Origin of the sequence: Enterococcus sp. MSG3299 (assembly GCF_050555765.1) — a bacterium.
Taxonomy (GTDB): domain Bacteria; phylum Bacillota; class Bacilli; order Lactobacillales; family Enterococcaceae; genus Enterococcus; species Enterococcus faecalis.
This window is the reverse complement of sequence record NZ_CP187869.1, coordinates 1,406,170-1,428,074: the sequence shown is the minus strand read 5'-3', so window position 1 is coordinate 1,428,074 and position 21,905 is coordinate 1,406,170. Positions and strand designations below refer to the sequence as shown.

The 21,905-nt window shown below is 37.9% G+C and carries 20 protein-coding genes and 2 pseudogenes; 16 read left to right on the top strand and 6 right to left on the bottom strand.

Annotated elements, in window-relative coordinates; translation table 11 throughout:
* Positions 1-45: 45 nt before the first annotated feature.
* The 4 genes from IGL23_RS07035 to IGL23_RS07020 all read right to left on the bottom strand — a co-directional run bounded on the left by IGL23_RS07035 (position 46) and on the right by IGL23_RS07020 (position 2,985).
* A complete protein-coding gene (locus IGL23_RS07035) occupies positions 46-648 on the bottom strand; it encodes an alpha/beta hydrolase (RefSeq protein ID WP_033594770.1) in 603 nt (200 codons plus the stop codon).
* A 12-nt stretch (positions 649-660) separates the two neighbouring features.
* Positions 661-1,623 carry a ring-cleaving dioxygenase gene (locus tag IGL23_RS07030; RefSeq protein WP_033594769.1) on the bottom strand — a complete coding sequence of 321 codons (963 nt, stop codon included), beginning with the start codon at positions 1,621-1,623 and terminating at the stop codon, positions 661-663.
* Positions 1,624-1,633: 10 nt separating this feature from the next.
* Positions 1,634-2,062, bottom strand: a complete 429-nt coding sequence (locus IGL23_RS07025) for a MarR family winged helix-turn-helix transcriptional regulator (RefSeq protein WP_033594768.1) — start codon at positions 2,060-2,062, stop codon at positions 1,634-1,636.
* A 128-nt stretch (positions 2,063-2,190) separates the two neighbouring features.
* A complete protein-coding gene (locus IGL23_RS07020) occupies positions 2,191-2,985 on the bottom strand; it encodes an SDR family NAD(P)-dependent oxidoreductase (RefSeq protein WP_033594766.1) in 795 nt (264 codons plus the stop codon).
* Positions 2,986-3,236: 251 nt separating this feature from the next.
* Between IGL23_RS07020 and IGL23_RS07015 the strand changes: the two genes are divergently transcribed.
* Positions 3,237-3,935 carry a DUF7006 family protein gene (locus IGL23_RS07015; protein WP_002360218.1) on the top strand — a complete coding sequence of 233 codons (699 nt, stop codon included), beginning with the start codon at positions 3,237-3,239 and terminating at the stop codon, positions 3,933-3,935.
* 104 nt (positions 3,936-4,039) lie between these two features.
* Positions 4,040-4,762, top strand: coding sequence for a TraX family protein (locus tag IGL23_RS07010; protein WP_002357468.1), 723 nt, complete (start codon positions 4,040-4,042; stop codon positions 4,760-4,762).
* Positions 4,763-4,821: 59 nt separating this feature from the next.
* On the opposite strand, the gene IGL23_RS07005 is transcribed toward IGL23_RS07010, so the two are convergent.
* Positions 4,822-5,856: a YdcF family protein gene (locus IGL23_RS07005; protein ID WP_010820013.1), complete on the bottom strand. Its 1,035-nt coding sequence runs from the start codon at positions 5,854-5,856 to the stop codon at positions 4,822-4,824.
* A gap of 282 nt (positions 5,857-6,138) precedes the next feature.
* Between IGL23_RS07005 and ptb the strand changes: the two genes are divergently transcribed.
* The 8 genes and pseudogenes from ptb to IGL23_RS06965 all read left to right on the top strand — a co-directional run bounded on the left by ptb (position 6,139) and on the right by IGL23_RS06965 (position 14,005).
* Positions 6,139-6,960, top strand: a complete 822-nt coding sequence (gene ptb, locus IGL23_RS07000) for a branched-chain phosphotransacylase (RefSeq protein WP_033594763.1) — start codon at positions 6,139-6,141, stop codon at positions 6,958-6,960.
* An 18-nt stretch (positions 6,961-6,978) separates the two neighbouring features.
* The gene (gene buk, locus IGL23_RS06995) at positions 6,979-8,061 is read left to right on the top strand and encodes a butyrate kinase (protein ID WP_033594761.1); all 1,083 of its coding nucleotides are present in this window, start codon (positions 6,979-6,981) and stop codon (positions 8,059-8,061) included.
* A gap of 5 nt (positions 8,062-8,066) precedes the next feature.
* On the top strand, positions 8,067-9,476 hold the full coding sequence (lpdA, locus tag IGL23_RS06990; protein ID WP_033594759.1) for a dihydrolipoyl dehydrogenase: 1,410 nt from the start codon (positions 8,067-8,069) through the stop codon (positions 9,474-9,476).
* A gap of 10 nt (positions 9,477-9,486) precedes the next feature.
* A complete protein-coding gene (locus IGL23_RS06985) occupies positions 9,487-10,479 on the top strand; it encodes a thiamine pyrophosphate-dependent dehydrogenase E1 component subunit alpha (RefSeq protein WP_080279873.1) in 993 nt (330 codons plus the stop codon).
* A 21-nt stretch (positions 10,480-10,500) separates the two neighbouring features.
* Positions 10,501-11,487, top strand: coding sequence for an alpha-ketoacid dehydrogenase subunit beta (locus IGL23_RS06980; RefSeq protein WP_002357475.1), 987 nt, complete (start codon positions 10,501-10,503; stop codon positions 11,485-11,487).
* A gap of 23 nt (positions 11,488-11,510) precedes the next feature.
* Positions 11,511-11,681, top strand: a pseudogene (locus IGL23_RS06975) (biotin/lipoyl-containing protein); the annotation flags it as partial.
* 195 nt (positions 11,682-11,876) lie between these two features.
* Positions 11,877-12,809, top strand: a pseudogene (locus IGL23_RS06970) (dihydrolipoamide acetyltransferase family protein); the annotation flags it as partial.
* Between the two features lie 143 nt (positions 12,810-12,952).
* Positions 12,953-14,005 carry a PTS sugar transporter subunit IIC gene (locus tag IGL23_RS06965; RefSeq protein ID WP_080279872.1) on the top strand — a complete coding sequence of 351 codons (1,053 nt, stop codon included), beginning with the start codon at positions 12,953-12,955 and terminating at the stop codon, positions 14,003-14,005.
* 8 nt (positions 14,006-14,013) lie between these two features.
* Here IGL23_RS06965 and IGL23_RS06960 read toward each other — a convergent pair whose 3' ends face one another.
* The gene (locus IGL23_RS06960) at positions 14,014-14,904 is read right to left on the bottom strand and encodes a LysR family transcriptional regulator (protein ID WP_002357478.1); all 891 of its coding nucleotides are present in this window, start codon (positions 14,902-14,904) and stop codon (positions 14,014-14,016) included.
* Between the two features lie 176 nt (positions 14,905-15,080).
* Here IGL23_RS06960 and IGL23_RS06955 point away from each other — a divergent pair, with 176 nt between their 5' ends.
* From IGL23_RS06955 to topA, 6 genes are all read left to right on the top strand, one after another.
* Complete coding sequence (locus tag IGL23_RS06955) at positions 15,081-16,022, top strand: 2-dehydropantoate 2-reductase (RefSeq protein ID WP_033594756.1); 942 nt, start codon at positions 15,081-15,083, stop codon at positions 16,020-16,022.
* 275 nt (positions 16,023-16,297) lie between these two features.
* Entirely contained in the window at positions 16,298-17,149 is an 852-nt protein-coding gene (ylqF, locus tag IGL23_RS06950; protein ID WP_002357480.1) for a ribosome biogenesis GTPase YlqF, read from the top strand.
* A gap of 1 nt (position 17,150) precedes the next feature.
* Complete coding sequence (locus IGL23_RS06945) at positions 17,151-17,918, top strand: ribonuclease HII (protein ID WP_002369352.1); 768 nt, start codon at positions 17,151-17,153, stop codon at positions 17,916-17,918.
* Positions 17,919-17,978: 60 nt separating this feature from the next.
* Complete coding sequence (gene dprA, locus IGL23_RS06940) at positions 17,979-18,842, top strand: DNA-processing protein DprA (RefSeq protein WP_002382350.1); 864 nt, start codon at positions 17,979-17,981, stop codon at positions 18,840-18,842.
* A 90-nt stretch (positions 18,843-18,932) separates the two neighbouring features.
* Positions 18,933-19,586, top strand: coding sequence for a CPBP family intramembrane glutamic endopeptidase (locus IGL23_RS06935; protein ID WP_033594754.1), 654 nt, complete (start codon positions 18,933-18,935; stop codon positions 19,584-19,586).
* A 184-nt stretch (positions 19,587-19,770) separates the two neighbouring features.
* On the top strand, positions 19,771-21,849 hold the full coding sequence (gene topA, locus IGL23_RS06930; protein ID WP_002357484.1) for a type I DNA topoisomerase: 2,079 nt from the start codon (positions 19,771-19,773) through the stop codon (positions 21,847-21,849).
* Positions 21,850-21,905 lie beyond the last annotated feature (56 nt).

Sequence of the window (21,905 nt, the reverse complement as noted above, 5' to 3'; positions counted from 1 at the left end):
AAAAAGTGGGTCCTAAGCCATTTCGACTTAGGACCCACTTTTTTGTTAAGAGGACAGATGTTCCAACCAAGTTTGTGTTTCCTTAATTTCTTGATAAGTTAATTGATGACTTTGTGTCCAAACCTCTTGTACGGTTGCTCCATGATTCTGAAATAATTGAATCACACGCATACTTTCAGGAAGTGGGACAATCGGGTCATGCTCTCCTAGAGATAATAAAACAGAAGTGGCGGTCAAGTCTGGTTGATTGGTCAATTCAACAGGAAACATGGGATGATAGAGGACAGCTTGATGGTAGCTGCCGGGATGAGTAAGCAATAATTGAATAGCGATATTGGCCCCATTTGAATAGCCAATAAAAATAATTTTATCCAATGAAAATTGATGCTCGTTAGCGGCTTGTTGAATAAACTTATGAAGCGCCTCACCGCGTTTTTCTAGATTTTCTAAGTCATAATGACCTTCCGCTAGGCGCTTAAAATAACGATTCATTCCATTTTCTGAAACATCACCACGAATACTTAGTACAGTGGCTTGTTTATTTAGTTCTTGGGCAATTGGTAGGAGAGATGTTTCATCACCACCTGTACCGTGAAGTAGCACAAAGACAGGTGCTTCAGGATGTCCTTTTTTAAAAATTGAATGCATGTTTTTTCCTCCTTAGGCTCGTTTTGTATTGAAAGGCTTGATAACACTCTCAATATACTCACGACGGTTTTCTAAAAATGGTGCAAGAGATAACTTTTCTCCTAATGTTTCGTAAGGTTCATCCCCCATAAATCCTGGTTCATCGGTGGCTAATTCGACTAAAATATGCCCAATGCGAACATACAATGATTCAAAATAATAACGATCGACATAGCCAGAGTTTTGTAAGCCTAAATGATCAAAGAGCGCTTGCCAAGTCCCAAGTGATTTACGATCCGCTAGGCGGAATGCAACGTGATGTACTTCACCATATCCTTGTTGTGCTTGTGAGCTAGTATCATCGTCTACCAAAACGACTTGGGCACCATTGCCACCTTGGCCAACTTCTAGTAAATAGCGATTGCCTTCTTGTGCCACTAGGTGAAAGCCTAGAATTTCTTCAAAGACTTCTTTGAATTCATGAAAATAGGAAATAGCTATTTCGACAGGTCCTAAGCCATAAATCGCAAATTCTGTTGGAACAGGTCCTTTTTTCCAAGGGGTGCCCGCTGCAACGCCCTGATTTAATTCATCAGAGATTAATTGATACGCTTGATCATCAAAATCCCAGAAGCGAAGGACTTTTTTGCCAAATTCTTCAGAAATACCTGTGTGTTTGACCGCAAATTTATTAAAGCGATTTTCATAATAAGTCAAAGCTGCATCTGAAGGAACCCGGAACCCTGTTCTTGAAATTGTATTGGTTCCTTTTAATCCTTTAGGGTTATTGGGAAAATCGAAAAAGGTCATGGTTGTACCTGGTGTACCCAAATCATCAGCAAAATAGGTATGGTAAGTATAGATATCATCTTGATTCACTGTTTTTTTGACTAAACGCATCCCTAAAACGTCTGTAAAGAAGTGATAGTTTTTTTCTGCATCACTTGTCATAGCTGTAACGTGGTGGATTCCTAATAATTGATCTTCTTTTTTCATCATTATTTCCTCATTTCGTTTCATTTGTTATTTTTCGTAAAGTTTTTTGAAGAAGTGTTAATTCTTCGGAAGAGAGTTGTTCAAATGCTTCTGCAATTCGCTTTGCATGCGTCGGGAAAATTTCTTCAATTAATGTTTTTCCAGCTTCTGTTAATTCGACGTAAGTAATGCGTCGGTCTTTTTCACTGGGGGTGCGCGTTACATAGCCTTTTTTATGTAATTGGTCAATAACATAAGTGGTGCTACTGCTAGCAATTAAAATTTTCTCCTTAATTTTTTGGATGGTCTGAGGACCTTTATGGAGTAACAGCTCTAATACTGAAAATTCTGTAATGTTTAAGTCATAACAAGTAACATCTTGCTTGGCAAGTTGCTCTAGTTGATGGCTGGTTCTTAATAAACCGATATAGGCTTTTAAAGCTTCTTGCTGTTGGCTCATTGTTTCACCTCTTTTTATTTCGAATTCGAGATAAATATAACTTACTTTTGGTAAGTAATCAATTAATATGCTTAAAAAGACAGCCAGCAAAAAATGTGAATTTTTGCTGGCTGTCTTTTTTGTTTAATTTAGAAGATCGTTGGAACTAAGCCGCCATCGATTCTTAAGGCTTCGCCTGAGAATGAAGAAGAATCCGGGCTGGCCACAAAGGTAACAAAACGACCAATTTCTTCTGGTCGAATGAGCCGTTGGATTTGTGAACGAGAACGATGATTTTTCATGAAATCTTTTTCCCAATCCTCTTTGGGAATGTCTGAACCAGCGTACATATCTTCCAACATTTTTTCTACACCTTCGGTAAGGGTTGAGCCAGGCATAACCGTGTTAACGGTGACATGTGTGCCGACAGTTAAGTTGGATAAACTTTTAGCTAAGGAAAGATTCATCGTTTTTGTCATGCTATATTGGGGCATTTCGCCAGAAGGCATCACTGCTTCTTCGCTAGCGATGAAAATAATGCGACCAAAATCTTGTGCAAGCATTTTAGGTAGATAAGCTTTTGCTAATGCATTGCCTGACAACACGTTCACAGTAAAAAATTTTTCCCAAGTGGCGTCATCGATGTCCCAGTATTCCATTGGTTCAAAAATCCCCATATTATTCACTAAAATGTCGACTTTAGGGAATTTTTCAAGTAAAGTAGTTCGTTGACTTTCAATGGAAATATCGGCAGTTCCTGCTTGAGGATGAGTGTCTGGAAACATTGTTTGTATTTCTTCAACAACTTTGATTACTTCGGCTTCATTGCGCCCATTGATAATGACATCGGTCCCTTCACGAGCCATTTCAATCGCAATTGCTTTGCCAATTCCTTTGGTTGAACCAGTAATTAATGCTAATTTATTCGTTAAGTGTAAATCCATTTAAATCCCTCCAACGTTTGTCTATCTCTAGTTTAGGTCTTTTTCTGGACTTTTAAAAGGAAAAAGTTTTTTCGGCCCGCGAGAAACAAGCCCCAATAATTACTTAACAGCTGAGTTTTCACTTTTTGGGCGTAAAACGAGTAATTATTGTCAGTAAAAAAGCGTCACTTTTTTGATAGAATAACTAGAGACGAAATTGGCTAAGACCAATTTTTGTAAAATTGTACATAAAAAAGAAGAGTGGGAATGCTATGAAGAAACAATATTACTGGAATATACCCGATAACTTACTAAACTCGTTAAAACAGCGGAAAAAGTTATACAGCTTTTATAAAAATGAACAAAATAAGGCAAGAGAATTAGTAGAGAATTGTCAGTCGGTTCTTTTTCCTGAATTAGTCGCTTCGCTGAATAAAATAGATGAGCGGATTAAATTATTGATATTCTATCAAAATTTAGAAGATTGTGAGCTTTCAGAAGAAGAAATTATTACTGTGATTGAGCGAGAATATTTTGTGACTTTTTATGAAACAATTGAAGAACCGACCACTGAAATTATTAGTAGTCATTCTATGTATTATTTATTGCAACAGCCGACTAAAGAAATGCTTTGGGATTTAGACTTTAGTAACATGTTAAAACAAGGTCAGTTAGTTGATTTAATGGATTATCAAAAATTGACCAAATGTTATCAAAAGCTGCAGAATCAAGCTAAAAATTTGATTGAAAAATTAAATAAAGAAACATTTTACACATTCTATAGTCAACTTTTATTGATTGACTGCCAATGCAAATTATTAATAGAAGAGGCGCTTCTGAAAGAAGAATCATTGATGACGGTCGATGAATGCTTAATAGCCATTAAGCAAGAAATTCGAAAAATTCATTTTGAACAATTTAAATACCAACATTATTTATTTGAAGATTTATCTTTGCGGTACCAAGTTTAACAAAAGTGACAAAAAGAATGGTTGAATCTAACAAGAATGTTCGTTGTTTTCTGTTATATAAAAAGATATGATAGTTTCTGTAGAAAAAATAAAGGAGACGATTCATGAACGCAAATCGCTTAAAGTTATTGATGATGGGGTTAATGGTTCTTGACCATATTAGTTATTTTGTTCCGCCAGAATGGGCACTGATTTTTCATGTAATTACTCGTTGTGTCGGTGTGTTTTTTGGTTACATGGCTGTAGAAGGGTTCAACTATACACGGAATGTTTATCGTTACAATGGTCGTTTGTATATTTGGGCAGCAATCATGTTTGTTGGAAATACGCTTCTAAATCATTTAGTGAATAATCCAGCTGTCGCTGTTCACAACAATATTTTCTTCACCTTAGCCCTTGGTGTCAGTATGTTAATTGTGACAAAAGCGATGCTAGAGATGCCAAAAATCAGTTTAAAAATTGTTTTATTGATTAGTATACTAGCAATTTTAGGAATAGGAGCAATGTTTGCTGAAGGTGGCATTGTGATGTTACCTTTTATGTTGATTACGTATTTAGCCAGAAAGAGACTTGTCTTACGGAACTGTTTATATGGTGCATTAGCGCTCTTTTTCTTAGTTACAAGTTTTCAATGGTTGGGAGATTGGCCAACGACAATTGAAATGTTAGCTTATAATTCTGATTTTATGTTTATCACTGTGTTACCCTTTATATCGCTTTACAATGGTGAGAGAGGGAGCAAAGCACCATTTTTCAAATATTTATTTTACGGATTCTATCCGCTCCATTTATGGCTGATTGCATTGATAGCCAATTACGTTCATTAAACCTTTTTATATTAAAAGAATAAAAACAGCGACTCACAAAAATGTGAGTCGCTGTTTTTTTAGATGGGTAAGATACTGATTCCTAAAAGAAGAGTGACAAGTAGAAAAACAAAAAGCACAATTCGCTTATCATGAACCAGTAAGGCAATGTATTCTCGGATTAGAGCAGTTGGTAAAAAATATAAGGCAGTTGGCGCCCCGACACCTTCAGCTTTTAAGCCGACACGATGGGCATACATAGCTCCTCGTAAGACATGATAGTTATTTGTTGAAAAAATAACAGAGGGTTTTTTAGAATCAGACGGCATCTTTTGCCAATCTGCCTGAATTATTGCTTTAGAAAACAACATATTTTCATAAGTGGTTGTGGATTGGTCCTCCATCAAAATTGCTTCTGCAGGAATATTTTGTGAAAGCAAATATTTTTTCATTGCGAAAGCTTCGGCCACAGGTTCGTCAGGACCTTGACCACCGCTGACTACAAATTTAGCGGTGGGATTTTTTTCATAATATTCAATTCCTTTATCTAACCGACTCTTCAAAAGTGGAGGTACTTCCTCGCTACGAATTCCCGAACCTAAAACAATGATATAATCAACCGCTTTTTTTAAAGGAATCATTTGGTACATCCATGAATACAAGACGTAAGCAGCAAATAGAAAGGTCAGCAAAAGATCCATTAACAATAGAAAAAGTAAGAACAGAAAAAGGACATAGGGTACTTGCATTGTGCCAATCGATAATAAATAAAGAAAGGCTGGTAAAGCAATTAATAAGTTCAACCCTAAGCCCGCCGACAATTTAGCCGTGACACTTTTGCCTTCTTTCGTTTGCATCGTACGTGAGTTAAAAATAAAGTAAAGGCAAATGCCGATAAACACAGCGGGAATTAATAGATAAGCAATGGCCAAGGTAATTAGGTCGCCATTCTTAAAATGTAAATAAATTTTGTCTAGTCCGATAAATAGTAAGGTGACTAATGACAATAAGGTGCCGGAAGCCAGAGTGATACCACCGAGGATACTGCGGTTATTAATTTTTAATATACCAAATCCTAGTAGGGCGATAAACAAAAAGAATAGTAGTAGTGCCATTTAATTCCTCCTAAAAATAAGTATCTAAAGTATAACATGCTTTAGGATCGGACATAAATAAACAGCGGTGCCGAAGCATAAGTTTTCCTTTCATTCTTAGAAAAGAAGTTTTTTCATGGAAAGTAAATTAGATAACAATTGTTTAGAGAAGGAAAAGCTTGATTTACTAAGCTTTTCCTTCTCTATAAAAAATATTAATAAGGACATAAAAATTAACAATTTGTATGCGCTTACATACTGAGGTAGATTTAAAGTGTAAAGAAGAAAAAATGAGGTGAGAAAATGATCACTGTTTCAATTGCAGGAGGTTCACAACCAGAGATTTTACAGCTAGTTAAAAAAGCACTAAAAGAAGCCGAGCAACCGTTGCAGTTTATTGTATTTGATACAAATGAAAATCTTGATACTGAAAATCTCTGGAAATATGTTCATTGCTCAGATGAGGCCGCGGTAGCACGGGAAGCTGTCAGTCTAGTTGCAACCGGTCAAGCACAAATTTTATTGAAAGGAATTATTCAGACCCACACATTACTAAAAGAAATGTTGAAAAGTGAGCATCAATTAAAGAATAAACCAATTCTTTCCCATGTAGCAATGGTGGAGCTGCCTGCGGGGAAAACCTTCTTGTTAACCGATTGTGCGATGAATATCGCTCCCACTCAAGCGATCCTCATTGAAATTGTTGAAAATGCTAAAGAAGTCGCCCAAAAATTGGGACTGCATCACCCGAAAATTGCTTTGTTAAGCGCAGCGGAAAATTTCAATCCTAAAATGCCTTCGTCTGTTTTAGCAAAAGAAGTCACGGCACATTTTAATGATCAACAAGAGGCTACGGTTTTTGGGCCACTTTCGCTTGATTTAGCGACCTCTGGAGAAGCGGTTGCGCATAAACGTTACAGCGGTCCTATCATGGGGGATGCAGATATTTTAGTGGTCCCAACTATTGATGTTGGAAATTGTTTATACAAATCATTAACCTTGTTTGGGCACGCAAAGGTGGGAGGAACGATTGTTGGCACAAAAGTCCCAGTCGTTTTAACATCTAGAAGTGATTCGACAGAAAGCAAATTTCATTCATTAAGATTTGCCATGAGACAAGTTTAAAAAAAGGAGCAGAAAACAATGGAAACAGTATTGGTTATTAATCCTGGCTCGACCTCCACGAAGTTAGCGCTTTTTGCTAATCATGATTGCTTGGCGGAAGAAACGCTTAGACATAGCGTCCAAGAATTGGCACCTTTTGAAAATGTTGTCAGTCAAACATCATTTCGAAAACAAATGATCGCGGAATTTTTAGAAACACATAACATCACACAATTAGCCGCTGTCGTGGGGCGTGGTGGTTTGCTTAAGCCTATTCCTGGCGGTACGTATCTTGTCGATCAACAAATGCTAGAAGATTTGCGGACAGAACGCTTTAATACCCATGCTTCAAATTTAGGGGCGATTTTAGCTAATGAGTTTGCAGAAAAATATCACGTGCCAGCCTTTATTGTCGATCCTGTTGTTGTAGATGAGCTACAGCCATTAGCCAGGATTTCCGGATTAAAAGGCATTCACCGGCGTAGCGTTGGTCACGCCTTAAATCAAAAAGCGGTCGCTCGAAAAATCGCTGAGGATTTAGGGAAAACATATGAGCAAAGCAATTTTATCGTTGTTCATTTAGGTGGGGGCATTAGCTTGGGGGCGCATCAAAAAGGCCGCATGGTGGATGTGGTAAATGGGCTTGATGGTGAAGGTCCTTATACGCCTGAACGCAGTGGCGCCTTACCGCTCGTTGAATTTGCGCAATGGATACTTGAACAGGAGTTGACGATTAACGAAGTGAAAAAGCTAATTGCGGGGAATAGCGGTCTTAAATCATACCTAGGTGAAACAGATTTACGGCATATCCAAGCACAAATAGCTGCAGGTGACCAAACAGCAAATTACTATTTAAAAGGAATGTGTTACCAAATCGCAAAAAGTATTGGCGAGATGGCCGTGGTTCTTGAAGGCGCAATTGATGCAATTATTTTAACAGGGGGCGCAGCCTATTCGCAAACCGTTGTTCAAGAAATTAGTCAAAAAGTCACTTGGATTGCACCAATTAAGGTTTACCCAGGTGAAATGGAGATGGCTGCTTTATATGAAGGCGTCAGTCGAGTATTAACAGGGGAAGAACAAGCTTTAAATTATAGTGAAGCAAAAATTGAGCAGGAGTGATCAAAATGGCGGAACAAACAGATTTACTGATTTTAGGTGGCGGAACAGGAGGCTATGTAGCAGCAATTCGAGCCGCACAAAAAGGGCTAAACGTCACAATTGTTGAAAAATACAAATTAGGTGGCACTTGTTTGCACAAAGGCTGTATCCCTACAAAAGCTTTATTAAGAAGCGCAGAGGTTTTTGATACCTTAAAACAAGCGGCTTCTTTTGGGATTGAAACAGAGGCAGCGTCCATTGATTTTTCTAAAATACAACAACGGAAAGAAGGAATTATTGAGCAGTTACACAAAGGTGTTGAAGGCTTATGCAAGAAAAATAAAATCAAAATTTTAGCAGGCGAAGGTGCGATTTTAGGTCCCTCTATTTTTTCACCAGTCTCTGGCGCAGTGGCAGTTACGTTTAATGATCCAACACGGGAAGAAGAAATTATTGTTCCTAAAAATGTCATTATTGCGACAGGCTCTAGTCCTAAAACGTTACCTAATTTGCCATTAGATGAAGAATTTATCTTATCTTCTGATGGGATGCTTGAATTAGAAGAGCTACCAGAATCAATTGCAATTATTGGTGGTGGCGTTATTGGTGTCGAGTGGGCTTCTTTATTAAATAGTTTAGGTGTCAACGTAACTATCATTGAATTTTTGGATCGGTTACTTATAAATGAGAGTGCAACAATTTCTAAAGAATTAAAGAAACGTTTAGAGCAACGAGGAATTAACATTTTATTAGGTAGCAAAGTCCAAGAAGCGAAAGTTACCGGACAAAAGGTTCAAGTAGAAGTTGCAGGACAAGAAACCCTCACTGTTGACAAAGTCATGGTAGCAATTGGACGTCAGCCCAATATCAATAAGTTAGGGTTACAGAATACCTCAGTGATATATACTGACAAAGGCATTGGAGTAAATGAATTTTATCAAACCACAGAAGGACATATTTATGCGATTGGTGATTGTATCGATACACTCCAACTAGCACATGTGGCTATGAAAGAAGGAGAGTTAGCTGTTCAGCATCTTTTAGGCGAGACAGTTGAACCTTTAAATTATACAAACGTGCCTCGAGGTGTTTATACAAATCCTGAAATAGCAAGTGTCGGCTATACTAGAGAAACTTTACCAGCAGAAAAAGAAGTAGTAATTGGCACCTTTAATTTTAATGGTAATGGTAAATCACTTGTTTATGGAGAAACAGATGGCTTTATAGAAGTAATTCGTGACAAGAAGACCGATGATTTATTAGGGGTTTCTATGATTGGCCCACATGTCACGGATTTAATTGCCGAAGCAAGTACTGCCATGTATTTAGATGCCGCGCCCATTGAAATTGGTGAAGCAATCCATGCGCATCCAACAATGACAGAAGTATTGCAAGAAGCAGCCTTAGATACTTATGGCTTAGCGATTCACAAATAGAGAAAGGTTGATGAAAATGAAAACGCTTAAAAAATCGGGTTTATCAAAAGAAGAATTGATTCAGGCATATCGTCAAGTACTACGAGGACGTCGTTTAGACGAACGGTTGTGGCAATTAACAAGGATTGGTAAGACCTCTTTCAATATTTCTGGTCAAGGGGCAGAAGTTGCACAAGTAGCGATGGCGATGGCTTTTGATCCTCAAAAAGATTATTTTTTACCGTATTATCGTGATATGACCGCGTGCTTGGTTTGGGGCATGACCTCCAAAGATATTTTAATGGGTTCTTTTGGAAAAGAAGCGGATCCTTCTTCCCATGGTCGTCAAATGCCGAATCATTATGGTTCAAAAGAGCATAATATTGTTTCCTTCTCTTCAACAGTAAGTACACAAATGCCATTAGCGACAGGTGTTGGTTATGCAGCGCAACTTCAAAAAGCTGATTTTGTTACATTGACCACCACTGGGGAAGGCTCTGCCAATCAAGGAGAAGTCCAAGAAGCTATGAACTTTGCAGGCGTAAAAAAATTACCAGTCATTTTTGTGGTTGAAAATAATGAATATGCGATTTCTGTCCCAATCGAAGAACAGTATGCCAATAAACGAATGGCCGATCGCGCGAAAGCTTATGGCTTTGAAGGTGTAACCGTTGATGGTAGTGATTTTACTGAAGTCTATCTAGCGTTTAAAGAAGCAGTAAAAGGGGCTCGCGGGAAAAAAGGACCAAAATTGATTGAATTAATGGTTTCTCGCTTGACTTCTCATTCCGCTGACGATGATCAATCTGTTTATCGTTCAAAAGAAGAAATTGAAGAAATGAAAAAGAACGATGCAGTGAAGCTTTTTGAAAAACAATTATTAGAAGAGGGCTATTTAACAGACGAAGACATTGCCAAAATTGATGAAGAAATTCGTGCAGAAATCAATCAAGCAACGGATGAAGCAGAAGCAATGCCAGATCCTGTACCGACATCAATTTTAGAAGAAGTGTATGCAAAATAAGAGAAGAGGAGAAGAAATATAATGGCTGAGATGACTTATTTAGAAGCAATTAACTTAGGAATTTCTGAAGAAATGGCTCGTGATGAAAAAGTAGTTATTTTTGGAGAAGATGTCGGCGGCGACAAAGGCGGCGTGTTCGGCGTAACAAAGGGCTTGGCTGCTAAATACGGTGACGAGCGTTGTTTTAATACACCGTTAACAGAAGGCTTAATTGGTGGTTTAGCTGTCGGCTTAGGTTTAATGGGCTATCGCGCAATTGGTGAATTTCAATTTGCGGATTACATTTTGCCTGCAACCAATCAATTGTTATCAGAGGCTCGGACAATGCGCTATAGAACAAAAGGCGATTGGACTGCGCCAATCGTTTATCGGACCCCTTATGGCGGCGGTGTTCGTGGCGGACTGTATCATTCTCAGTCTACAGAAAAAGTTTTTTGTGGACAACCAGGATTAAGAGTTGTGACCCCTTCTAATCCTTATGATGCAAAAGGGATGATTAAAGCAGCGATTCGTTCCGATGATCCAGTCATTTTTTACGAACATAAGCGTTTATATCGTCTACTAAAAGATGAAGTGCCTGCAGATGATTATATCGTACCAATTGACAAAGCCAATGTCGTTAGAACGGGTAGTGATTTAACCGTGATTAGTTACGGCATGACCTTGCAATTAGCTTTAGCTGCGGCGGAAAAACTAGCCGCTGAAGGAATTGATGCCGAAATCGTCGATGTTCGCTCATTATATCCTTTAGATCGCGAAACATTAGTAGCTGCAGCTAAGAAAACAGGGAAGGTTTTACTCGTAACAGAAGACAATAAAGAAGGCAGCGTGATGAGTGAAATTGCGGCAATGATTTCAGAAGATGCTCTCTTTGATTTAGATGCACCGATTCAACGACTTGCAGGACCTGATTGTCCAAGCATGCCTTATGCATTACCTTTAGAAAGAGAATTTTTAATCAATGAAGAGCAAGTATTAGCAGCAATGAAAGAATTAGCAGAATTTTAATTGAAGCAAGGAGGAAAAAATAAATGGCCACAAAAGAAATCAAAATGCCTCATCTAGGCGAAAGTGTCACAGAGGCAGCCATTGTCCAATGGTTAGTTAAACCAGGAGATTCAGTGAAACGCTATGATCCCTTAATGGAAGTCGTTTCTGATAAAGTCACCACGGAAGTCCCATCAGATTTTGATGGTGTAGTAAAAGAATTTCTGATTTCTCTAGATACAGATGTGCCCATCGGAACAGCGGTGATGACGTTAGAGACAGAAGAAACAACCGAAAAAACAAAAGAAGCTACTTTAGCACCAGTGAAAGAAGCAAGTGCGGAACAAGCGCAAGAACATGAAACGGCTGAAACAACAAGCACTGCGACGCCCCATCAAAAAAATAATGGTCGTTATTCCCCAGCAGTCCTTAAAATTGCCCAAGAAAAAAAGATTGATTTAACACAAGTTACAGGGACAGGTCGTGATGGTCGGATTACTAGAAAAGATGTTACAAACTTTACACCAACACAGGCAAGAACACCTGAGAAAACAGTGAGTCCAGGAACTAGCCCTTCAATTTCAGAGGAGCCAGTTGCTTCGCAAAATGAAAGCGCCGCAACAGCTAGTCCAACTGAAACATCCACAGATAAAATTGTCTCTGCAGATCCTGTACGTAAAGCGATTGCTAAAAAAATGGTCCAAAGCGTCAACGAAATCCCTCACGCTTGGTTAATGGTGGAAGCGGATGTGACCAACTTAGTCCAACTTAGAAATTCATTAAAAGATGAATTTAAACAACAAGAGGGCCTATCTCTAAGCTTCTTCCCATTTTTTGCCAAAGCAGTCATTCAAGCGTTAAAGAAAAATCCAAAAATCAATACATCTTGGGATGATGGCTCAATTATTTATCATAAAGATGTTAATTTATCCATAGCTGTAACGACAGACGAGCATCTTTATGTGCCAGTGATTCAACAAGCGGATAACTATTCGATTGCAGGGCTAGCCAAAGAAATCAATCGCTTGGCACAAGAAGTCCGACAAGGAACGCTAGCAAGCAAAGAAATGCAAGAAGGGACCTTTACTCTTAATAATACTGGAACACTAGGTTCCGTCCAATCGATGGGAATTATTAACCATCCACAAGCTGCGATATTACAAGTAGAGTCAATTAATAAACGCCTTGTGCCAACCGCAGATGGAGGCTTTAAAGTGGCAGATATGGTTAATTTATGTCTTTCTATTGATCATCGAATTTTAGATGGACAACAAGCAGGTAAGTTCTTGCGAGATGTTAAAGATAATTTAGCGAAATATAATGCGGATACGGATATATATTAAAAATCGTTCCTTGCTTTAGTTAAATAAAAAGCGCCTCAAAGAAATAAGCGCTCTTCTTTGAGGCCGCTCTTTATCTAATAGAAAGTTCAATCATTCTCAAACTTGTTCTAAAAAAACAAAAATAATCAATAGGAGTGTTGAAAATGCCCACTGATAAACTGGATGCTCAATTAACCCCAAGAGTATTTTTTAACAAAGTGTTAGCTGGAACAGCTTCCGGCACCATTATCGCCTTAATTCCCAATGCTGTATTAGGAGCCATTTTAAAATATTTTGCAGAATACAAGATTATCGAAATGATTATTCATGCGGCGCAAATTTTCCAACTAGCCACCCCTTTAATTATTGGTGGACTGATTGCTTTTCAATTTGGCTTAACGCCACAGAAAATGATGATTGCTGGCGGTGCAGCATTTGCTGGCTCTGGCGTGATTAAATTTAATTCAGAAGTGAAAGGCTTTATTGGTGCAGGCACTGGTGACATCATTAATATTATGATTACCGCTTCTGTTGCAGTCTTACTTTTATTAGTCATCGATAAAAAATTCGGTTCAGTGGAAATCATTGCTTTACCGATCGTTGTTGGAGTAGGTGCAGGTTTGTTTGGCATGTTGATTTATCCATATGTGACACAAATTACGGTTGCCATCGGGAAAGTGATTAACAATTTTACTGATTTTCAGCCAATTATCATGAGTATTTTAATTGCTTGTTCATTTGCTGCACTGATTATTTCGCCAATCACTACTGTGGCAATTGGTTTGGCGATTCAGTTGAATGGCTTGTCTGCAGGTGCTGCTGCAATGGGAATTGCAGCCACAACTGTTGTTCTTGTGATTAATTCTTGGAATGTCAACCAATCGGGAGTGACACTGGCTGTCTCTTTGGGCGGCATGAAAATGATGATGCCTAACTTATTTAAATACCCAATTATTTTAATTCCTTGTTTATTTACAGCAACTATTTCAGCAATTCCTGTGGTTCTATTCAACATTTCAGGAACCCCACAATCGGCTGGATTTGGCTTGGTTGGACTCGTGGGACCACTTGCTTCATTGGATGCGGGCTTAGGGATCTTACCCTTACTCTTTTCTTGGTTTGTTGTTCCAATTGTCGCGGGTTTATTCTCAAAATTCTTATTTGAAAAAGTGTTGAAACTTTATGATAGTAAAGTCGTCTTTGCTTATCAAGGCTAGATTATCCATTAATTTTCTTTAATGATTTGGATAAAATCTCTAACATCTTCTGTCATACTAAAATCGCGGCGCAAAGCAATGCCGATGGGGAAATAGTCAAACTTATCTTTTAAAGGAATCCATTTCAGTCCCTGACTTTTTCCCACTTCATAATATTCAATCGGCAGCAAACAAATCGAATTATTTTTTTGTAAACTATAAAGAAGTACTTGTAAATCATCGTTATGCAAAATGATATTCGGCTCATAACCGAAGCTCCGAGTCCGATCTAGTAGTAGGCGACCAATCATAAAATTATCACTTAACGATGAAAATCGTTGATCTTTCAAATCTTTAAAAGTTAATTTTTCATATTGGGAGAGAGGATTTGATTCTGGTACCACGACATAAACATGGTAGCCTTTGGTAGTCGTTTCTAAAGGTTCAATATGAATAATTTCAGGTAAGGTATTTGGGAAAGAAATTAGTCCCATATCAATTTCTTTATTTGCTAACATCGTTTGTAATTTTGGCGAGCCATCTTGCTGTAATATTAAATTCACATGTGGATGGGTTGTTAAAAATCGTGAAATTTCTTTCATAAATTGGACAGCAAATAAAGTAGTTAAGCCTAAACGCAATTGCTTTTTAACTGGTTTCTGGTTCATTTCACGAATATCTGTTACCAATTGATCGAATTGAAAAACAACTTCTTGGCCATGTTCATATAAATAAACACCTGTATCGGTTAATTGAAACGGTTGATCAGAATGATCAAACAACGCTGTGCCTAACTCAGATTCCATTTTTTTCAATGCTAAAGAAAGTGTTGGTTGGGTGACAAATAAATTGCGAGCGGCCGCCGATAAACTGCGGGTATTAACAATTTCAATGAAGTACTTTAAAAGCTGAATATTCATCAGAAACTCCCCTTCTTTTTAAAAACGCTTACAAAAATGCGCTTGGATAAAAAATAACAAATAGATCACTTATAATATAACATATGTTTTGCCTTTTTATGGTTATAAAAGTAAGAGATAGAGATTTTCTTAGCAGATTTTTACCTAAAAATAAAAAATTGAACGGAGGAAAAGAAATGAAGATTATTATCGCAGGTGCTGGCGCTATGGGCAGTCGCTTTGGACTAATGTTACATCAAGCAGGAAATGACGTTATTTTTGTTGATGGTTGGCCAGAACATATTGAAGCAATAAGAAAAAACGGGTTAGTTGCTGATTTTAATGGCGAAGTGGTGACCGCTAAAATTCCTATCTATCCTCAGACAGAAGTAGCAAGCATCGATTTTACAGCAGACTTAGTTATCCTATTTACAAAAGCAATGCAACTGGCAGGAATGCTTGAAGCATTAGAACATTTCCTTAATAAAAATACGAAAGTTTTATGCTTGTTAAATGGAATTGGGCACGAAGATATTATCAAAAAATACGTGCCTTACGAAAATATTTTATTAGGAAACACAATGTGGACCGCTGGGTTAGAAGGACCTGGCAAAGTAAAATTATTTGGCAATGGTTCGATTGATTTACAAAATTTAGGAGCGCAAAGTGAACAAGCGGCAGAAGCAGTCATTAAGGTATTAAATAACGCTGGCTTAAATGCACGTTATTCTGAGAATATTTTATCATCCATTTATAAGAAGGCTTGCGTAAATGGAACAATGAATGGTTTATGTACTTTGTTGGATTGTAATATGGCAGACTTTGGCGAAACAGAGCAAGCAGATCAAATTGTTCAACAAATAGTTAATGAATTTTTAGCAGTCGCTGAAGTGGAACAAGTTACGTTAGATAAACAAGCAGTGCTTCAACAAATCCGCTCGTGTTATAATCGAGAAACAATTGGTTTGCACCATCCATCGATGTATCAGGACTTAATAACCAATCATCGTTTAACCGAAATTGATTATATCAATGGAGCAATTGTTCGCAAAGGGAAAGCCTATGGGATTGCTACACCGTACTGTCAGTTTTTAACAGAGTTAATTCATTGTAAAGAAAATTTACTTCATGCTAAATAACAAGTAAAAACAGAAATACTCTTGAGTCGGTCTTGAGAAGAGCTTGACCTACTTCTTTCTATACTTTGCCAGTGTACAAGGCTGAGACAAAATCCAAAGTGAGTTTGTCTCAGCTTTTTTGTTTTTTAAAGAACACTACAGAAAATAAATCAAATCCGTGAAAAATATGTTAAACTAGAGAAGGTGTTTTTTCGCAAGAATCTACGCGGAACACAGGACTCGTTGAAGAATTGAATCAAAGAAACAATGTGTTAAAGAAGGGATTTGAACAGATTATGACCATTCAATGGTTTCCCGGCCATATGGCCAAAGCAAGAAGAGAAGTTTCGGAAAAAATCAAATATGTCGATATTGTATTTGAACTAGTTGATGCGCGGTTACCGCTTTCTTCCCGTAACCCAATGATGGACCAAATTGTCCAACAAAAACCACGATTAGTCCTTTTAAATAAAGGGGACTTAGCAGATAACGACCAAAATAAAAAATGGCAACATTACTTTCAAAAGAAAGGGTACCAAACCCTAGTCATCAATGCCCAACAAAATAAAGGAATCAATAAAATTGTGCCAGCAGCCAAGGAAGCGTTAAAAGAAAAATTGGCTCGTGAACAGGCGAAAGGCTTGAAACCGCGTGCGATTCGCGCAATGTGTATTGGGATCCCCAATGTTGGTAAGTCAACCTTAATGAATCGTTTAGTCGGAAAAAAAATTGCGCAAACTGGGAACAAGCCAGGCGTGACAAAAGGACAACAATGGTTACGCTCTGGTTCCCAATTGGAATTACTGGATACACCAGGGATTCTCTGGCCAAAATTTGAAGATGAAGAAATTGGGAAAAAATTAGCTTTAACTGGCGCTATAAAAGATCAATTATTGCATTTAGATGATTTGGCGATTTATGGATTAGAATTTTTTGCACGTTTTTATCCGCAACGTTTGACGGAACGATATGGTTTAACAGAGGAAGAGCTATTTTTACCTGCCCCAGAACAATTGATGTTAATTAGCCAAAAACGTGGTTTTAGAGATGATTATAATCGAGCCAGCGAAATGATTATTTTAGAAATTCGCAGTGGAAAATTAGGTACGTATACTTTGGACCGCTGGGAAGAACTAGGAGACGAATAACATGGCAAAAGAGTCGATTCAGGCAATCAAAGAAGCGTTGTTAACTGTCACTGATGCAACCGATGAACGATTAGCAAGCTGGCGAGAAGATGAACGTTCAGGAGTGCAACAAGCGATCAAACAATGGGAACGTCGCCAGTTAGCCAAAGAAAAAGAGTGGCAACTTTTTAAAGAAATGAGTCAATTTGAGGAAGCGGCCTATAAAAAAGGCCATCGTTTAATTGCAGGAATTGATGAAGTAGGCCGCGGACCATTAGCTGGTCCTGTTGTGACAGCTGCAGTTATTTTGCCGAAAGATTGTCAATTATTAGGCTTAAATGATTCAAAAAAACTATCTGCTAAAAAACGGGAAACGTTATATAACCAGATTCAAGAACAGGCTGTCGCTATCGGGTTAGGTATCGCTGATCAAGGAGTTATTGATCAGATTAATATTTATCAAGCAACTAAACAAGCGATGAAAATGGCAATTGACGATTTAGCTTTTACACCAGATTATTTATTAATTGATGCAATGCAGTTAGACGTTCCCCAACCACAAGAAAGTTTGATTAAAGGGGATGCACGGTCCATTTCAATTGCAGCAGCCAGTATTATTGCAAAAGTAACAAGAGATCGATTAATGGAAGAATATGATGAATTATATCCTGGATATGGATTTAAAAACAATGCAGGTTATGGAACAAAAGAACATCTTCTCGGGTTAGAAAAATACGGTGTAACACCCATTCATCGACGTACGTTTGCGCCAATAAAAGATATGATTTAAAAATAAAACACTTTTTTTACGTATTCTTATTTTAAGAAGATGTGAAAGAGGTGTTTTTTGTTGGAAATTTTACAACGACAATTATTATTTAAATTAGCGGTATGCCAAGGAATTGGCAATTTAGGGATCTTAAAAGTGTTACAAGAAGCTATCGCACAAAAGCGTGTTGATTTTTCCAGTACAGAAATTATTAGAATTGCTGAAATCAAGAAATATCGTGAATTATTTGAACAATCTTGGTTACACCATACGATTCATAGTGAAGCGTTATATATACGACAATGCCAACACCAATTTATGACAATTTTAGATGCCGTCTATCCTAAATTATTACGAGAAATTTATAATCCACCAGCAATTCTTTTTTATAGAGGAAATTTACAATTGTTGAGCAGAAGGAAAATTGGCATCGTCGGCGCTCGCTACGCCACTTCGTATGGGTTAAGAGTGACTGAAGCTCTGGTTCCTAAAATAGTCAAAGAAGGGTTCACAATCGTCAGCGGTCTTGCCAAAGGTATCGATAGTCGTAGCCATGAGATGGCCATCCAGAACGGGGGTCAGACAATTGGAATTTTAGGCACTGGATTAGATGTATATTATCCGTATGAAAAGAAAGAATTACAGCAAACTATGAAGCAGAATCAGCTTGTTTTAACAGAATATGTGAATGGGAGTGGGCCGAAAAAATATCATTTTCCTGCACGTAATCGCATTATTGCTGGATTATCTTTAGGGGTCTGCGTGATGGAAGCTCGTAAGAATAGTGGCTCTTTAATTACTGCACAAGCGGCGATGGATTACGGGCGCGAGGTATTTGCCGTACCGGGAAGTATTTTCCAGTCTTTTTCAACAGGCTGCCATGAATTAATTCAGGACGGCGCTAAATGTGTTCAGACAATTGATGATATTTGTGAAGAATTGTGACTTTTACTAATTGTGAATTGACAACCTACGTTCACTTCGGTACTATTTAATCAGATTTTAATCTTTTGGTTGGTAGTTAGGAGTGTCTAAATGGAAACGGTTGTTAGAAAAAGATGGTTGTTTGGTATGCAGCTACTGGGCTTTTTGATTTTGGATCAAATTCCTTTGATGATGGTCTCACTTGTTCAATTTTCTACAGAAAATTTTTGGTTTCGCTTTGTTAGTGGATTAGTGGCTGTTGGACTTGGTGCCTATTTCGTCTATCTATTTGTTGCTTTTTTGAAAAAGAAAAAGCTCATAACTTGGACTTTTTTAGGAATCAAAGAAACCTTGCCAGTGGTCTTGTTAGGTTTGGTGATAATCTTTTGTGTGGGAATATTTGGTGATTTCTTATTACGTCTGGAAGGATTAGAGACGACCTCTAACCAACAAAGTGTTGAAGAAATTGTTCAAGCCATTCCTAAAGGGCTTATACTTATTTTTGCAGGTGTGATTGGGCCAATTTTCGAAGAGGGAATTTTTCGTGTCGGGATTCAAGCGTTTTTCAAGCCAGCTTCAAAAATAGGCATACTCGTTTCTTCTATTTTATTTGCACTTGTGCACACGCCGACAGATATAGGTAGTTTTGTTATTTATTGGGGCATGGGTTTAGCTTTAAGTTGGGTCTATCTACGCACGGGTCGCTTTGAAGCTGCTGTCTTGACTCATTTTGTTTGGAATGTTATAGGTATTTTAATGCTTTAGGATAAAATCTATAAATCATAGGCATTTTTTATTTATAAATTCGGACAGTCAAACAGAAATGACAGAAATGTTAGAAAGCCTAGTCTTGACAAACCTATTCTATATAGCATATGATGTATTACGATTTGTGCGTTTTTTACATATATTATATAGTAGGAAAGCGAACGCGAAAGGAGCTAATTGAATGGCCTATAAGTATCTCGTGATTGTAGAATCACCTGCCAAAGCCAAAACAATTGAAAAATATCTAGGAAGAAACTACAAGGTGGTTGCCAGTGTTGGTCACATTCGCGATTTACCAAAAAGTAAAATGGGGATTGATATTGAAAATAATTATGAACCTCATTATATTTCGATTCGCGGAAAAGGCGATGTCATCAAAAGTTTAAAAGCGGCTGCAAAAAAAGCTGAAAAAGTCTATCTCGCAGCCGATCCGGACCGAGAAGGTGAAGCAATTGCTTGGCATTTAGCTTATCTTCTTGGCCTTGATTTAAAAGATAAAAACCGTGTGGTATTCAATGAGATCACTAAAGAAGCGGTAAAAGCGGCATTTAAAGAACCTAGAACCATCAACGTTGATTTAGTTGATGCACAACAAGCACGGCGCATTTTAGACCGTTTAGTTGGATACTCGATTAGTCCTATTTTATGGCGTAAAGTCAAAAAAGGTTTGAGTGCTGGTCGTGTGCAATCTGTTGCTTTAAAAATGATTATTGATCGAGAAAATGAAATTCGAGAATTTAAACCTGAAGAATATTGGAGCATTGATGGGAATTTCCAAAAAGGTCGCAAGAAATTCAAAGCAAATTTCTGGGGCGTAGATGGTAAAAAGAAAAAATTACCAAATGCAGAAGCGGTGAAAGAAATCACTTCTCGGATTGACGGTAAAGATTACGATGTTACAAAAGTTGAGAAAAAAGAACGGAAACGTAATCCTGCATTACCTTTTACAACCAGTAGTTTACAACAAGAAGCGGCACGTAAATTAAATTTCCGTACCCGTAAAACCATGATGGTTGCGCAACAATTGTATGAGGGAATTGCTTTAGGGAAACAAGGCACTGTGGGGCTGATTACCTACATGCGTACAGACTCAACCAGAATTGCCGATTCCGCCAAAGCAGAAGCTGCTGAATTCATTGAAAAGACCTACGGAGATGAGTTCTCAGCACATGGCGGCCGCAAAGCAAAAAATACGCAAGGTGCACAAGATGCCCATGAAGCGGTTCGTCCGTCAAGCGTTTTAAGAACACCTGATGAAATGAAGAAGTATTTAGATAAAGATCAATTAAAATTATATACTCTTATTTGGTCGCGCTTTGTTGCTAGTCAAATGACACCAGCGATTTTAGATACCATGAAGGTCACGCTTCAACAAAACGGCGTAACGTTTATTGCCAATGGCTCCAAAGTGAAATTTAAAGGGTTTATGCAAGTATATGTTGAAGGACGCGATGATGGTAAAGAAGACAAGGAAAATATTTTACCTGAATTAGTTGAAGGTGACGTTGTTAAATCGGTCGATATCGAACCGAAACAACACTTTACTCAACCACCGGCTCGTTTTAGTGAAGCCACGTTAATCCGGACTTTAGAAGAAAATGGTGTGGGCCGACCATCAACGTATGCGCCAACATTAGAAACCATTCAACGGCGTTATTACGTGAAGCTAACCAATAAACGGTTTGAACCAACGGAATTAGGTGAAATTGTGAATTCTCTAGTTTCAGAGTTTTTCCCACAAATTGTCGATACACATTTTACAGCGACAATGGAAACGGACCTAGATAAAGTCGGTGAAGGCCAAGAAAAATGGGTTGAAGTTGTCGATCGCTTCTACAAGCCCTTCGAAAAAGAATTAACAAATGCCGAAGAAAAGATTGAAAAAATCCAAATTAAAGATGAACCAGCAGGCTTTGACTGCGAACTATGTGGACATCCAATGGTGATTAAACTGGGTCGCTACGGAAAATTTTATGCATGTAGTAATTTCCCAGATTGTCGGAATACAAAAGCGATCGTTAAAGAAATTGGCGTGACGTGTCCTGTGTGTCACGAAGGACAAGTTATCGAACGCAAATCAAAGAAAAATCGGATTTTCTATGGCTGTAGTCGGTACCCAGAGTGTGACTTCACTTCTTGGGACAAACCAGTAGGCCGACCATGTCCAAAATGTGGGCAATATTTAGTAGAGAAAAAAGTTAAAGGCGGCAAACAAGTCGTTTGTATCAATGGCGATTATGAAGAAAACGTCCAAAAATAAGAAAAATTGAGACCGAAGAATTTACTTCGGTCTTCTCTTTTAGTAAAATGAATTGA